Source organism: Pseudomonas fluorescens, from assembly GCF_002022275.1.
GTDB lineage: Bacteria > Pseudomonadota > Gammaproteobacteria > Pseudomonadales > Pseudomonadaceae > Aquipseudomonas > Aquipseudomonas fluorescens_AJ.
The window spans coordinates 94,067-108,066 of record NZ_MSDF01000010.1; the positions used below are offsets into that span (position 1 = coordinate 94,067).

The following is a 14,000-nucleotide window of genomic DNA, read 5'->3' on the forward strand; positions in this document are numbered from 1 at the left end:
ATGTGGCGACCCTCGTTCCTGGGTTGATCAAACGCCCGCAGCGCATGGGATGGCAGGGTGTCGTTTGGATCATCGGACCAGTTGATTCAGGTCACTCGTTGTAGATTGAACAAAATATTGCCACTAAAAAGGCTTGTTTTCTATTTTTATGCGAATAATCTTGTAATTCTTACAACAAATCGACGACAGGCACTTTCCAATGACTCTTCGTATCGCAATCAATGGTTTTGGCCGTATCGGCCGTAATGTCCTGCGCGCACTGTATACCCAAGGCTACCGCCAGGATTTGCAGATCGTCGCCATCAACGATCTGGGCGACAGCTCGATCAATGCCCACCTGCTCAAATACGACACCGTACACGGCACTTTCGATGCAGAGGTTGCTCACGATCAGGAAGGCCTGACCGTCAATGGCGACCGGATTGCCGTCAGTGCCATTCGCAACCCGGCCGAACTGCCGTGGGCTGCGCACAAGATCGACGTGGTGTTCGAGTGCACCGGTCTGTTCACTGACCGTGACAAGGCTGCCGCCCATATTACCGCCGGCGCGCGCAAGGTGATCATCTCGGCCCCGGCCAAAGGCGCAGACGCCACCGTGGTGTACGGTGTGAACCATGACATTTTGCGTCAATCCCACCAGATCATCTCCAACGCGTCCTGCACCACCAACTGCCTGGCGCCCGTGGCTCAAGTGCTGCACCGTGAGCTGGGTATTGAAAGCGGCTTGATGACCACCATTCACGCCTACACCAACGACCAGAACCTGACCGACGTCTACCACACCGACCCGTACCGCGCGCGCTCGGCCACCCAGAACATGATCCCGAGCAAAACCGGCGCCGCCGAAGCGGTAGGCCTGGTGCTGCCGGAACTGGCAGGCAAGCTGACCGGCATGGCCGTGCGTGTGCCGGTGATCAACGTGTCGCTGGTCGACCTCACCGTAACACTGAAGAAAGAAGCCACGGCTGAGCAAGTCAACGCCTTGCTTAAAGAAGCCAGCCAGCACTCGAAAATCCTCGGTTACAACACCCTGCCGCTGGTTTCGAGCGACTTCAACCACAACCCGCTGTCGTCGATTTTTGACGCCAATCACACCAAAGTCAGTGGCAAATTGCTGAAAGTGCTGGCCTGGTATGACAACGAGTGGGGCTTCTCCAACCGGATGCTGGATAACTGCCTGGCGCTGTGCAACGCCGAATAAAGATCGGCCTTGCTCAGGAGTCGGCTTGTGTGGGAGCTGGCTTGCCTGCGATAGCATCACCTCGGTCTAACTGAAAGGCCAAGGTGCCTGTATCGCAGGCAAGCCAGCTCCCACACAGGCCCGGCCCTCACAGGGATCTTTACAGCATCTCAAAGTGCCACTTGCCATTTCAGTTGATGATAAGCATTATCATTAACTGCATCTCGGTCTGGTATCACTGTGAGCCAATCTCGCTTCAACCACGTCTTTCTCACCCAACGGGTGATTCTGCTACGCACCTTGCAGCGGATGGTGAATAACCACAGCACCGCCGAGGACCTGTTGCAGGAAACCTACCTGCGCGTTACCCGGGCCCTCAGCGAGCGGCCGATTGATCACCTCGAACCCTTCGTCTATCAAACCGCGCGTAACCTGGCGCTGGACCACCTGCGCTCGCGCAGGATTCAAGCGCGCACGCTGCAGGAAGATGTCCCGCTGGACGTCCTGCAAAGCGTCGCGGCCCCTATCAGCACCCCGGAAGATGCCACTCAGGCCGAGCAATTGCTCGAGCACCTGAGCGTCAGCCTCGGCCAGTTGAGCGCCCGCCAGCAGCAGATTTTCATCCTCAGCCGCCTGCACGGTTGCAGCTATCAGGAGATCGCCGATCAGCTGCAAGTGTCCTTGAGCACCGTGCAAAAGGAACTGAAATTGATCATGGCCATCTGTGTAGGTGTGGCCGAACGGCTGGATCAGCCTTAAGCTTCCCCGACAGATGTGTCGATCCAGGCTGTAGGAAAAATGAATAGAACGTGGCGAAGACCCGAGGCACACCGTGACGGACCCGAATAAACTGCGCCCCCATGAGCTGGCTCATGAGGTGCTGCAAGACACGGCCATGGACCAAGCCCTCGACTGGCTGATCGCATTGCAGTGCCCGCAGCCCGGGCAGCAGGCCGAATTCGATGCCTGGCTGGCCAGCGACCCGGCGCACGTTCACGCTTTCAGCAAAGCCCAGGCCGCGTGGGGTGGTGCACCGGTACACAGTGCCGCCGTAGCCCTGGCTGCGCCGCGCAAGCCGTCGCTTTTGCGCCGTATCAAACCGCATTGGAAACCTCTGGCCACCGCCGCCGTGCTAGTGATCGGCCTGTTCAGCTTCAGCAACCTGCCCGTACGCCTGCAAGCAGACCACCTCACCGTGGTCGGTGAACGTCAGCGCCTGCAATTGGACGATGGATCAAAGGTGTTGCTGAACACCAACTCGGCCTTCTCCAGCAGCATCAAGGATCACCAGCGCGTCGCCCGCCTGTACCAGGGCGAGGCGTTTTTTGAAGTCACGCCCAGCCGTGGCCTGCCGCTGGAGATCGACGCAGGCCCGGTCCGCGCCAGCGTGCGCGACACCGACTTCGCTGTGCGCTACCTCAATGGCGAAGCCCAGGTACAAGTGCAGCGCGGTGACGTGGACCTGAGCAACACCTTCGACGATGCCCGCGTACGCCTGAGCGCCGGCGAAAGCATCCGCATCGGCCCCAAAGGCTTCGGCCAACCCGCCAAGCTGGACGCCAGCAAAGACCTGGCCTGGGTCCAGGGCCGCCTGGTCTTCGAAAACTGCCCGATGAGCGAAGTGCTCGCCGAACTGCGCCGCTATTACCCGGGCTGGATCGTCAACACCAATGACACGCTCGCCAGCACCGCCGTTACCGGCAACTACCGCCTCGACCAACCGCTGGACGTGGTGCGCTCACTGGCCCACATCACCTCGGCCAAGCTCTCGGAATACCCGGCGCTGGTGATCTTGAACTAAATGAGAATTATTTTTACTCGATAGCCTTCGATGGTACGTCTCGTCTTAGCCAATGCAACTGATTCCTATTTGATTCAGTTCGCAACTATAAGATTCGTACTTCCGGAGCGCTCTCGATGTCCTCTCGTTTCAACCGCCGGTCTTCTTCGCCCGTTCTGTCCCTGCTGACCGCCGCCATCCTGTTGGCCAGCGCGCCAGCGATGGCCGCCACCGCCGCCGAGCCGGTCGCACGCAGCCACGGCAATTACACCTTCAGCATCGAGCAACAGCCGCTGGTGTCGGCGCTGAATGCCTTCTCCGGCGTGACCGGCTGGCAAGTCGGCCTGCCGGCAGAGCTGGGCCAGGGTGTGTCGTCCCCGGGCGTGCGGGGCGCGTTGTCGCCGGAAAAAGCCCTGGATCGGCTGTTGGTGGGGACCAACCTGAGCTATCGCAAACTGGGCAATAACAACATCGTCCTGGAAAAGCGCGCAGCGGGCAGCGTCCTCAACCTGCAACAGGTGACCATCAGCGCCACCCGCACCGAGCAGGATGTGGACAGCGTGCCGAGCACCGTCACCGTGCATGATCGCGAGGAACTGGACCGCCAGAACGTGAACACCATTCGCGAGCTGGTGCGTTACGAACCAAACGTTTCCGTCGGCGGCGCCGGCACCCGCGCCAGCAATGCGGGCTACAACATTCGCGGCATCGACGGCGACCGCATTCTGACCCAGGTCGACGGCGTGGAAGTGCCGGATAACTTCTTCAACGGCCCCTACGCCAAGACCCGGCGCAACTACGTCGACCCGGAAATCGTCAAGCGTGTGGAAATCCTCCGTGGTCCGGCCTCGGCCCTCTATGGCAGCAGCGCCATCGGCGGCGCCGTGAGCTACTTCACCCTCGACCCGGATGACATCATCAAGCCCGGCCAGGACTACGGCGCCCGCCTGAAAACCGGCTACAGCTCCGCCGACGACAGCTGGCTGACCTCCGGCACCGTCGCCGGCCGCGTGCAAGACGTCGACGGTTTGTTGCACCTGAGCCAGCGCAATGGCCACGAAATGGAAGCCTACGACGGCAACAACGCCACCGGCCTGGCCCGCACCGGCGCCAACCCGGAAGATGCGCGCACCACCAACGTACTGGCCAAACTGGGCTGGAACTACGGCGATGACAACCGCTTGGGCCTGACCTACGAGAAGTTCAAGGACGACCGCGACGTCAACCTGAAAAACGCCGTGGGCGGCCCGTTCACTGGCGGTCGCGGCTTCAACTTCTACCGCGCGCGTTCGGGTAACGACACCATCACCCGCGAACGTTTCGCCATCGAAAACCGTTTCGCCCTCGACTCGCCGATTGCCGATCAGATCAAGACCAGCCTCAACTACCAGATCGCCAAGACCGACCAGACCACCGCCGAAATCTATCAGCCATCGCGCCGTGTCTTGCGCACCCGGGACACGCTGTACGAAGAAAAACAGTGGGTATTCGACGCGCAGTTGGACAAAGCCTTCAGCATCGGCGAAACCGATCACCAGGTCACTTACGGCACTACGCTCAAGCAACAGAAAGTCACCGGCTCGCGCGAAGGTGCCGCTACTTGCCTGGCCGTCGGCAGTGGTTGCACCGCCATCGGCGCACCGAGCCCGTCGGCAAGCGACAGCGTGAAAAAGGCCAGCGACTTCCCGGACCCGACCATCAACACCTATTCGCTGTTCGCCCAGGACCAGATCGCCTGGGGCAAATGGACCTTCCTGCCGGCGGTGCGCTACGACTACACCCAGCTCAAGCCCAAACTGACCGAGGAGTTCCTCAACACGGTTGACCCGACGCGCATCTACGACCACAGCGATTCCGACAAGACCTGGCACCGCGTCACGCCAAAATTCGGCCTGACCTACGCGCTGACCGATAACTACACCTGGTTCGGCCAATACGCCGAAGGCTTCCGCACGCCGTCGGCCAAAGCCTTGTACGGTCGTTTTGAAAACCTGGATCAGGGCTACACCGTCGAGCCCAACCCGGACCTCAAACCGGAAACCAGCAAAGGCATTGAGACCGGCATTCGCGGCAACTTCGACGAAGGCTCGTTCGACATCGCTGTGTTCTACAACAAGTACCGTGACTTCATCGACGAGGACGCCTCGGTCGCCGGCGGCACCGTGCAGCAGTTCGAAGCCAACAACATCAAGCACGCCACCATCAAGGGCATCGAAGCCAAAGGCCGTCTGAACCTCGACGCATTCGGCGCGCCGCGAGGCCTGTATACCCAGGGTTCGGTGGGCTACACCTATGGCCGCAACGACGACAACGGCGAGCCGCTCAACAGCGTCAACCCGCTCAAAGGCGTGTTTGGCTTGGGTTACGACCAAGACAATTACGGCGGCCTGGTCAGCTGGACGCTGGTGAAAAAACAGAACCGTGTGGACAGCACCACCTTCCACGCCCCCGACGGCAGCACCAGTGCGCCGTTCAAGACCCCGGGCTTCGGCGTCGTCGACCTCACCGCCTTCTACAAGGTCACAAACGACGTCACCGTCAACGGCGGCGTCTACAACCTGACCGACAAGAAGTACTGGAACTGGGATGACGTGCGCAGCTACGACGGCGTGGGTGAAGCCGGTGTCACCGCGCCCGCCAACCTCGACCGCCTGACCCAACCGGGTCGCAACTTTGCGATCAACCTGATCTGGGATATCTGACCCTGCCCCCCTCACCTCGCCTGAATTTCACCGGCGAGGTGAGGATTTTTTACTGTGCCGCGTCTTCCTGTTCGTCTAGTTGATAACAGCTCTCTTTAGAGCCACAAGGCGCTACCCTTCTCAAGGACTTTTCCGATGACCGCTTCTCCTACCGCAGAACGCCCAAGCCTCCGCTCCCAGCGCCTGAACCAGATCACCCACGAGCCGCACACCAAGCTTGATGCGCTGGTCAAAGCCCACGCCCCGTTTGAAACCCAGGCCAATTTCGCCCGCTTCGTGGTCGCGCAGTACCTGTTCCAGTCTGAGCTGGTGGCGCTGTACAACGATGCCGAGCTGATAGCGATCGTGCCGGACCTGGCCGAACGTTGCCGCGCCGACGCCGCCAAACTGGACCTGGGCGACCTCGACACCGAAGTGCCTGAACCGGTCGCCGGCGCGGTGAAAAACCCGAGCAAGGCCGAGGCACTGGGCTGGCTGTTTGTGTCTGAAGGCTCCAAGCTGGGCGCCGCGTTCCTGATCAAGCGTGCCGTGGGCCTGGGCCTGAGCGAAACGTTTGGCGCGCGTCACCTGGGCGAACCGGCCGGTGGCCGTGCTGAAGGCTGGAAGCGTTTCACCCGTACACTCGACGGCCTGGTATTCAGTGCCGAAGAAGAGGCTGCTGTGGAAAAAGGTGCGATCGACGCGTTTGTGCGCTTCACCGTGCTGCTGGAACAGGCGTACGCTGACGCCCCTGAACCGGCGTAATCACCCGGTAAAAAATGGCTCCATGTGGGAGCTGGCTTGTGTGGGAGCTGGCTTGCCTGCGATAGCATCACCGCGGTGTAACTGATAACCGAGGCGCTTGCATCGCAGGCAAGCCAGCTCCCACAGGTTGACCCTGTTCCAATCTGACTTTTTGCTGCTCCTTGATTGCACAAAACCATGACCCGCCAAACCCAATCCCCCTCGAAAATCGCGCAGATCCTCTTCGGCCTGCTGGCCTATGTCAGCCTGGGTATCGGGCTCGTGGCGATTGTCATCCCGGGTTTGCCCACCACCGAATTCATCCTGCTCGCCGCCTGGGCCGCCACCAAAAGCTCGCCGCGCCTCAGCGCCTGGCTGGAAAACCACCGCCTCTTCGGGCCGATCCTGTTCAACTGGCGCAACGGCAAAATCATCGCGCGCCGCGCAAAAGTCAGCGCCACTGTCAGCATGCTGGTGTGTGCCGGTTTGATGCTGGTAATGCTTGATCACGGCTGGCCGATCTACCTGGCAATCGCCGGGATGAGCCTGGGCAACCTGTGGATCTGGTCACGCCCGGAACGCCTTGCAGCCCCCGTATAACGCTGCCCGTAGTCTTTTTCCTACCACTCATCGCCTGCCCCTCATGAAACAAATTGCTACGCCGATGTTCCGGACATAGCGCCGAATGGATTTGGCTCGCCCTGCTTGCATACCAACAAGTCCAATCGCGAGTGAACCTATGTTCGACACCCTCTCAATCCGCTTGAAAATCGTGCTGCTTTCCGGCCTTTGCCTGGTGGGTGTGATCGCGCTGATCATCAGCATCAACCTCTACGAAACAGACCAGAACGATCATCTGATCAGCGATTCAAGCTCGCGAATGCTCACCCACAGTGTGGAAAACCTGTTGCAAGCCAAGGCTGCCGAACAGGCGGTGCAGTTGCAGAAAACCTTCGGCGAGAACCTGACCGTCGTCACCGCCCTCGCAGACCAGGTCAAAGGGCTGCGGGACACCGCAGCCAAACGCGGGCTGGAAGCTGCGGCACTGCGTGAAGAACTTAACCAGAGCCTCAAGACCACCTTTGAACGCAACAGCAAGGTGCTGGGCATCTGGCTGTCGTTCGAACCCAATGGCCTGGACGGCAAGGACAGCGAATTCATCGACGACAAAGCCCGCGTCTCCAACGAAAAGGGCCGTTTCTCCAGCTACTGGAGCCGCGCCGCGGGCACCGGTTTGAACACCATCATGGTCGAAGACGACCTGACCAAAACCACCCCCAACCTCAGCGGTACGCCCTACAACATCTGGTACACCTGCCCTCGTGACACCCGCAGCGTTTGCCTGCTCGACCCGTACGCCGATGAAGTGGCCGGCAAATCGGTGCTGATGACCACGATTTCACTGCCCTTGATCGTGGACGGGAAAGTGATCGGTGTGGTCGGCGTTGACCTGGCCCTCAACACCCTGCAAGCGACGACAGACGCGGCAAAAAAGGAGCTGTTCGACGGCGCGGCACACTTGGAGATTTTGTCCAGCACGGGCCTGATTGCAGCCTACAGCGGTGAGCCGGAAAAGGTCGGCAAGAACCTGATCGACACCCTCGGCGCCGAAGGTAAAGAGATCGTGCAATTGCTCGCCAGCGGCACCTCCATGATCCGCGAACAGGACGACACCATTCGCGCCGTGTACCCGGTCAAGCCGATTGCCGATGCCAAATCCTGGGGCATCGTGATCAAACTGCCCAAGGCCGTGATGCTGGCGGACACAGTGAAGCTGCAAGGCGTACTCGATAAAGCCCAGGCCACCGGCACACTCAAGGCCTTGCTGGTCGGCGCCGCTGCCGCCCTGCTCGGCTTGCTGCTGATCTGGCTGACCGCAACCGGCGTCACCCGTCCGATCAATAACGTGGCGGCGATGCTGAAAAATATCGCCAGCGGCGAGGGCGACCTCACTCAACGCCTGGCCTACACCAAGAAAGACGAGCTGGGCGAACTGGTGAACTGGTTCAACCGCTTCCTCGACAAGCTGCAACCGACCATCGCGCAGATCAAGCAAAGCATTACCGAAGCACGCGGCACGGCGGATCAGTCGTCCGCCATCGCGCGCCAGACCAGCGAAGGCATGCAGGTGCAGTTCCGCGAAATCGATCAGGTGGCGACCGCGTCGAATGAAATGAGCGCCACCGCCCATGAGGTTGCCAACAGCGCCTCCAACGCGGCCAACGCGGCGCGCGGGGCGGATCAGTCGGCGCGTGAGGGCATGTCGATCATCGAGCAAAGCACCCGCGACATCACCACCCTCGCCGACGAAGTCAGCAAGGCCGTGACGGAAGTGGAAGCCCTGGCGGTGAACAGTGAGCAGATTGGCTCAGTGCTGGAAGTGATCCGCAGCATTGCCGAGCAGACCAACCTGCTGGCCCTCAACGCAGCCATCGAAGCAGCGCGCGCCGGGGAAAGCGGGCGCGGGTTTGCGGTGGTGGCCGACGAAGTACGTAACCTCGCAAAGCGCACTCAGGACTCAGTGGAAGAAATTCGCCAGGTGATCGAGCGCATCCAGAGCGGCACCCGTGGCGTGGTGGCCACCATGCATTCGAGCCAGCATCAGGCCCAGAGCAATGCCGGACAGATCCATCAAGCCGTGCAGGCCCTGGGCAAGATCAGCGACGCCGTGACGGTGATCAGCGACATGAACCTGCAAATCGCCAGCGCCGCCGAACAGCAAAGCGCGGTGGCCGAAGAGGTCAACCGCAATGTGTCGGCAATCCGTACCGTGACTGAAACCCTGACGGGCCAGGCCACCGAGTCGGCGGCGATCAGCAGCCAGTTGAATGCCTTGGCGACCCAGCAGATGAAGCTGATGGATCAGTTCAAGGTGTAAACCCACTCCTCCAGGCGCTGTAGATCCCCTGTGGGAGCCGGGCTTGTGTGGGAGCGGGCTTGCCCGCGATGGCGGTGGTCCAGTCACACACTCATTGACGGACAGACCGCTATCGCAGGCAAGCCAGCTCCCACAGAGAGCAGATTTGTGCCGGGTTACAGACCCGGCCAGGCCTGCACAAACGCCGCCACATCTTCTTTCGCCGCCACACGCGGCGGGTTCTGCGGCGTCCCCAAATAAAGGAAGCCAATCACTTCCTCACCCGCCGTCAGCCCCAGGCCCTTGGCAACATGAGCCGAGTAGGACAATTCACCCGTGCGCCACACCGCACCAATCCCTTGAGCGTACGCCGCCAGCAGAATGCCGTGCGCCGCACAGGCGGCCGCCAGCAACTGCTCGGATTTCGGCACCTTGAAGTGCTCTTGCAGACGGGCAATCACCACCACCACCAGCGGCGCGCGCAACGGGCCGTTCTGCGCCTTGTCGATAGCCGCTTGCGGCGCGTCGGCGTCCTGCAAACGCGCAGCTTCGGCCAGCAGCGTGCCCATCTGCTCACGGGCTGCACCTTCCACGGTAAGGAAACGCCACGGGCGCAACTGGCCGTGGTCAGGCGCGCGCATGGCGGCGGCGAACAGCACATCACGCTGCTCCTGGGTCGGCGCCGGTTCCAGCAAACGCGGTACGGAAACACGGTTGAGCAAAGCGTCGAGAGCCTGCATTGGCCACCTCCAGAGAAAAATGTGCGGCCATTCTAGCGGGAATGAATCGGATACCACCAAACGATAATTGCTCTTATTCAATCCGCCCCGCCCTGTTAGACTTTGCGGCCTTATTTTCAGCCGCCGTTCAGGAAACTCGATGTTCCGTTCGCTATTTCGCCTGTCTGCAGCATTGCTGGCCTTGAGCCTGGCTGCGTGCGACGACGCCCCGCGCTTCACCAAGGCAGAGCCGGGTGAATCACGGGCGGGCGGCGCGACCACGGTGAACAAGCGCGACCAGAACGCATTTTCCCTGCCCTCGGCCAACCTGGCGCCCACCCGCCGCCTGGACTTCAGCGTCGGCAACAGTTTCTTTCGCAGCCCCTGGGTGATTGCGCCGTCCACCACCACCGCGCGCGATGGCCTGGGCCCGCTGTTCAACACCAACGCCTGCCAGAATTGCCATATCAAGGACGGCCGTGGCCACCCGCCATTGCCAGACGCGCCGAACGCCGTGTCGATGCTGGTGCGTCTGTCTATCCCGGATACGCCAGCCTTTGCCAAACTTATCGAGCAGGTCGGCGTAGTGCCCGAGCCGGTCTACGGCGGGCAACTGCAAGACATGGCCGTGCCGGGCGTAGCGCCTGAGGGCAAAGTGCGGGTCGACTACACGCCGGTCAACGTGACCTTCAAGGACGGCACCGTCGTCGAGCTGCGCAAACCTGACCTGCAGATCACCCAGCTCGGCTACGGCCCGATGCATCCGGATACACTTTTTTCCGCGCGCATCGCCCCGCCGATGATCGGCCTGGGCTTGCTTGAAGCCATCAGCGATGCGGATATTCTGCGCAACACCGACCCGAAGACCGCCGATAAAGAAGCCCTCATCGGCCGTGCGAATCAGGTCTGGGATGACGCCCAACAAAAAACCGTCCTCGGGCGTTTCGGCTGGAAAGCCGGGCAACCCAACCTTAATCAACAAAATGTTCACGCGTTTTCTGGTGATATGGGCCTCACCACGTCCCTGAGACCCTTTGATGACTGCACCGACGCCCAAGTCGCCTGCAAACAGGCGCCCAACGGCAACGGCCCCGACGGCGAGCCGGAAGTCAGCGACAACATCCTGCGCCTGGTGCTGTTCTACACCCGCAACCTCGCCGTGCCGGCGCGCCGTGGCGTCAACACGCCGCAGGTGCTCGCCGGTAAAAACCTGTTCTATCAAGCGGGCTGCCAGGGTTGCCACAAGCCCTCGTTCACCACGGCTGCCAACGCGGCCGAACCCGAGTTGGCCAACCAGGTGATCCGCCCCTATAGCGACCTGCTGCTGCACGACATGGGCGATGGGCTGGCGGACCACCGCAGCGAATTCAAGGCCGGTGGCCGCGACTGGCGCACGCCGCCGTTGTGGGGCATCGGCCTGACGCAAACCGTCAGTGGCCACACCCAGCTTTTGCATGACGGCCGCGCCCGCAACCTGCTCGAAGCCGTGCTGTGGCACGGCGGCGAAGCGCAAACGGCGCAGCAGCATGTGTTGTCCTTTAATGCCGAGCAGCGCGCTGCGTTGCTGGCGTTCCTGAATTCTTTATAAGCGTTGCCACAATTACAGAAGGGAGCTCGACATGTTCCGTCCCAAGTTGTTGTTCACCAGCCTGGCCGCCCTCGCCCTCGGCGCGTGCTCGCCCCAGGACCCGCAAGCGGTGACCTCGGCGGCCATCGCCAAGCAAGTGATTCTGCCCACTTATAGCCGCTGGGTTGAAGCCGACCGTCAACTGGCGGTCAGTGCGCTGGCCTACTGCCAGGGCAAGGAGAGCCTGGACACTGCCCGCGCTGACTTCCTCCACGCGCAAAAAGCCTGGGCCGAGTTGCAACCGCTGCTGATCGGCCCACTGGCCGAGGGCAACCGTTCGTGGCAGGTGCAGTTCTGGCCGGACAAGAAAAACCTCGTGGGGCGCCAGGTCGAACAGCTTGTTACCGCCCAGCCGCAAATCGACGGTGCCGCACTGGCCAAGTCCAGCGTCGTGGTGCAAGGCCTGTCGGCCTACGAATACATCCTCTACGACGCCAAAACCGACGTCGCCGACGAAGCCCAGAAAGCCCGTTACTGCCCGCTGCTGGTGGCCATTGGCGAACGCCAGAAAACCCTGGCTGAAGAGATCCTGGCGAGCTGGAACAGCACCGACGGCATGCTCGCGCAGATGACCAAGTTTCCGAACCAGCGCTACGCCGATTCCCACGAAGCCATCGCTGATCTCCTGCGCGTGCAGGTAACGGCGCTGGATACCCTGAAGAAAAAGCTCGGCACGCCGATGGGCCGCCAGACCAAGGGCATCCCGCAGCCGTTCCAGGCCGACGCATGGCGCAGCCAGTCGTCCCTGCAAAGCCTGCAAGCCAGCCTCGCAGCGGCCCAGACCGTGTGGGTCGGCGTCGACAACAAAGGCCTGCGCGGCCTGTTGCCGGCCGAGCAAAAACCGTTGGCCGACAAAATCGACGCCGCCTACGCCGCGTCCCTGAAACTGTTTGCCAGCAACCAACGCACGTTGAACGAATTGCTGGCCGACGATGCCGGGCGCCAACAGCTCAACGACCTCTACGACAGCCTCAACGTGGTCCACCGCCTGCACGAAGGCGAGCTGGCCAAGGCGCTGGGCATCCAACTGGGCTTTAACGCCAACGACGGTGACTGATGATGCTCAGGCGACAGGCTTTGGCGGTTGGCAGCCTGCTGCTCAGCGCAATCACGCTGGGTGGCTGGACGCTGTTCAAACAGAAAGACAAGGGCCCGCTGCTGCTCTCGGCGCGGGATGATGCAGACGGCAAGCACTACGCCGTGGGCTATCGCCTGGACGGCAAACAGGTGTTTGCCACTCAGGTGGGCCAGCGCTGCCACGACATCATCAACCACCCGACGCTGCCGATTGCCCTGTTCGTCGCCCGTCGCCCGGGCACCGAAAGTTACCTGATTGACTTGCGTGATGGCGCGCTGCTGCAAACCATCACCTCCCACGCCAATCGCCACTTCTATGGCCACGCGGTGATTCACAAAAGCGGCGACTGGCTGTACGCCACCGAGAACGACACGTCCGACCCGGGCCGTGGCTTGCTCGGTGTGTATAAGTTCGAGGGCGAGCGGTTGGTGCACAGTGGGGAAATCTCCACCCACGGCATCGGGCCGCATCAGGTGTCGTGGATGCCCGATGGCGAAACCCTGGTGGTGGCCAATGGCGGCATTCGCACCGAGGCCGAAAGCCGGGTGGAGATGAACCTCAACGCCATGGAGCCGAGCCTGGTGCTGATGCACCGCGACGGCAGCCTGATCAGCAAGGAAACCCTGGGCCAACAGATGAACAGCGTGCGCCATATGGGCATTGCCAGCGATGGCACGATCCTCACGGGGCAGCAGTTCATGGGGCCGTCGCAGGAACGTTCCGAGTTGCTCGCGATCAAGCGGCCGGGGCAGACGTTTGTGGCGTTTCCCGTGGCAGACGAGCAGTTGCAGGCGATGGGGCATTACACAGCCAGTGTCGCGGTGCACAGTGAATTACGCCTGGTGGCGTTAACGGCGCCGCGGGGCAATCGGTTTTTTATCTGGGACATGGACAGCGGTGAGCTGCGCCTGGACGGACCTTTGCCCGATTGCGCCGGCGTGGGTGCGGTGGCGGATGGGTTCGTGGTGACGTCGGGTCAGGGGCGGTGCCGGTATTATGATTGTCGCCAGGCGCCGCTTATGGCCAAGCCGATGGAGTTGCCGGCAGGGTTTTGGGATAACCACCTGCATTTGGTTTGATGCGCTTTGGGTGTTGGAGGGGCATCAGCGTTTCTGCGGTAACGGCTGAAATAGGTTCTGCTCTTGCAGCGGATCACTTTAGGCAAAAGCCGCAGACAAATGGAGATCCAACTGTGGGAGCTGGCTTGCCTGCGATGCAGACACCTCGGTATATCAGACACACCCAGTTGATGCCATCGCAGGCAAGCCAGCTCCCACAAAAGCCAGCTTCCGCCCCGAACCTTGCTTTTGATCCAACCACTCAGGTCGGCTGTC

The 14,000-nt window shown here is 61.4% G+C and carries 11 protein-coding genes and 1 pseudogene; 11 read left to right on the top strand and 1 reads right to left on the bottom strand.

Annotation, left to right across the window (positions count from 1 at the left end; translation table 11 throughout):
* The first annotated feature begins 199 nt into the window (after window positions 1-199).
* The 8 genes and pseudogenes from gap to BFW87_RS32570 all read left to right on the top strand — a co-directional run bounded on the left by gap (window position 200) and on the right by BFW87_RS32570 (window position 9,263).
* A complete protein-coding gene (gene gap, locus BFW87_RS05285; RefSeq protein ID WP_078738904.1) occupies window positions 200-1,201 on the top strand; it encodes a type I glyceraldehyde-3-phosphate dehydrogenase in 1,002 nt (333 codons plus the stop codon).
* Between the two features lie 219 nt (window positions 1,202-1,420).
* Window positions 1,421-1,939, top strand: coding sequence for an RNA polymerase sigma factor (locus BFW87_RS05290; protein ID WP_016971131.1), 519 nt, complete (start codon window positions 1,421-1,423; stop codon window positions 1,937-1,939).
* A gap of 73 nt (window positions 1,940-2,012) precedes the next feature.
* Entirely contained in the window at window positions 2,013-2,981 is a 969-nt protein-coding gene (locus BFW87_RS05295) for a FecR family protein (RefSeq protein WP_078738905.1), read from the top strand.
* A gap of 116 nt (window positions 2,982-3,097) precedes the next feature.
* Entirely contained in the window at window positions 3,098-5,662 is a 2,565-nt protein-coding gene (locus BFW87_RS05300; protein WP_078738906.1) for a TonB-dependent receptor, read from the top strand.
* A gap of 135 nt (window positions 5,663-5,797) precedes the next feature.
* Entirely contained in the window at window positions 5,798-6,406 is a 609-nt protein-coding gene (locus BFW87_RS05305) for a biliverdin-producing heme oxygenase (RefSeq protein WP_078738907.1), read from the top strand.
* Between the two features lie 177 nt (window positions 6,407-6,583).
* Window positions 6,584-6,985, top strand: coding sequence for a YbaN family protein (locus tag BFW87_RS05310; RefSeq protein WP_078738908.1), 402 nt, complete (start codon window positions 6,584-6,586; stop codon window positions 6,983-6,985).
* 280 nt (window positions 6,986-7,265) lie between these two features.
* Window positions 7,266-8,405: pseudogene (locus BFW87_RS32565) on the top strand (PDC sensor domain-containing protein); the annotation flags it as partial.
* 102 nt (window positions 8,406-8,507) lie between these two features.
* A complete protein-coding gene (locus BFW87_RS32570; RefSeq protein WP_439848376.1) occupies window positions 8,508-9,263 on the top strand; it encodes a methyl-accepting chemotaxis protein in 756 nt (251 codons plus the stop codon).
* A 155-nt stretch (window positions 9,264-9,418) separates the two neighbouring features.
* Here BFW87_RS32570 and BFW87_RS05320 read toward each other — a convergent pair whose 3' ends face one another.
* Window positions 9,419-9,982 carry an NAD(P)H nitroreductase gene (locus BFW87_RS05320; protein WP_078738910.1) on the bottom strand — a complete coding sequence of 188 codons (564 nt, stop codon included), beginning with the start codon at window positions 9,980-9,982 and terminating at the stop codon, window positions 9,419-9,421.
* Window positions 9,983-10,121: 139 nt separating this feature from the next.
* On the opposite strand from BFW87_RS05320, the gene BFW87_RS05325 reads away from it, so the two are divergent.
* From BFW87_RS05325 to BFW87_RS05335, 3 genes are read left to right on the top strand one after another with little or no spacing between them, the layout of a single operon-like run.
* Window positions 10,122-11,549, top strand: a complete 1,428-nt coding sequence (locus BFW87_RS05325; RefSeq protein WP_078738911.1) for a di-heme oxidoreductase family protein — start codon at window positions 10,122-10,124, stop codon at window positions 11,547-11,549.
* A gap of 31 nt (window positions 11,550-11,580) precedes the next feature.
* A complete protein-coding gene (locus tag BFW87_RS05330) occupies window positions 11,581-12,645 on the top strand; it encodes an imelysin family protein (protein ID WP_078738912.1) in 1,065 nt (354 codons plus the stop codon).
* Between the two features lie 2 nt (window positions 12,646-12,647).
* Window positions 12,648-13,745 carry a DUF1513 domain-containing protein gene (locus BFW87_RS05335; RefSeq protein ID WP_078738913.1) on the top strand — a complete coding sequence of 366 codons (1,098 nt, stop codon included), beginning with the start codon at window positions 12,648-12,650 and terminating at the stop codon, window positions 13,743-13,745.
* The last annotated feature ends 255 nt before the right edge of the window (window positions 13,746-14,000 follow it).

What these genes read in the sequence shown, in the direction of transcription:
- BFW87_RS05325 (WP_078738911.1), top strand. Translation starts at nt 10,122, where the DNA reads ATGTTCCGTTCGCTATTTCGCCTGTCTGCAGCATTGCTGGCCTTGAGC.
- BFW87_RS05335 (WP_078738913.1), top strand. Translation starts at nt 12,648, where the DNA reads ATGCTCAGGCGACAGGCTTTGGCGGTTGGCAGCCTGCTGCTCAGCGCA.
- gap (WP_078738904.1), top strand. Translation starts at nt 200, where the DNA reads ATGACTCTTCGTATCGCAATCAATGGTTTTGGCCGTATCGGCCGTAAT.
- BFW87_RS05305 (WP_078738907.1), top strand. Translation starts at nt 5,798, where the DNA reads ATGACCGCTTCTCCTACCGCAGAACGCCCAAGCCTCCGCTCCCAGCGC.
- BFW87_RS05320 (WP_078738910.1), bottom strand. Translation starts at nt 9,982, where the DNA reads ATGCAGGCTCTCGACGCTTTGCTCAACCGTGTTTCCGTACCGCGTTTG.
- BFW87_RS05300 (WP_078738906.1), top strand. Translation starts at nt 3,098, where the DNA reads ATGTCCTCTCGTTTCAACCGCCGGTCTTCTTCGCCCGTTCTGTCCCTG.
- BFW87_RS32570 (WP_439848376.1), top strand. Translation starts at nt 8,508, where the DNA reads ATGCAGGTGCAGTTCCGCGAAATCGATCAGGTGGCGACCGCGTCGAAT.
- BFW87_RS05330 (WP_078738912.1), top strand. Translation starts at nt 11,581, where the DNA reads ATGTTCCGTCCCAAGTTGTTGTTCACCAGCCTGGCCGCCCTCGCCCTC.
- BFW87_RS05310 (WP_078738908.1), top strand. Translation starts at nt 6,584, where the DNA reads ATGACCCGCCAAACCCAATCCCCCTCGAAAATCGCGCAGATCCTCTTC.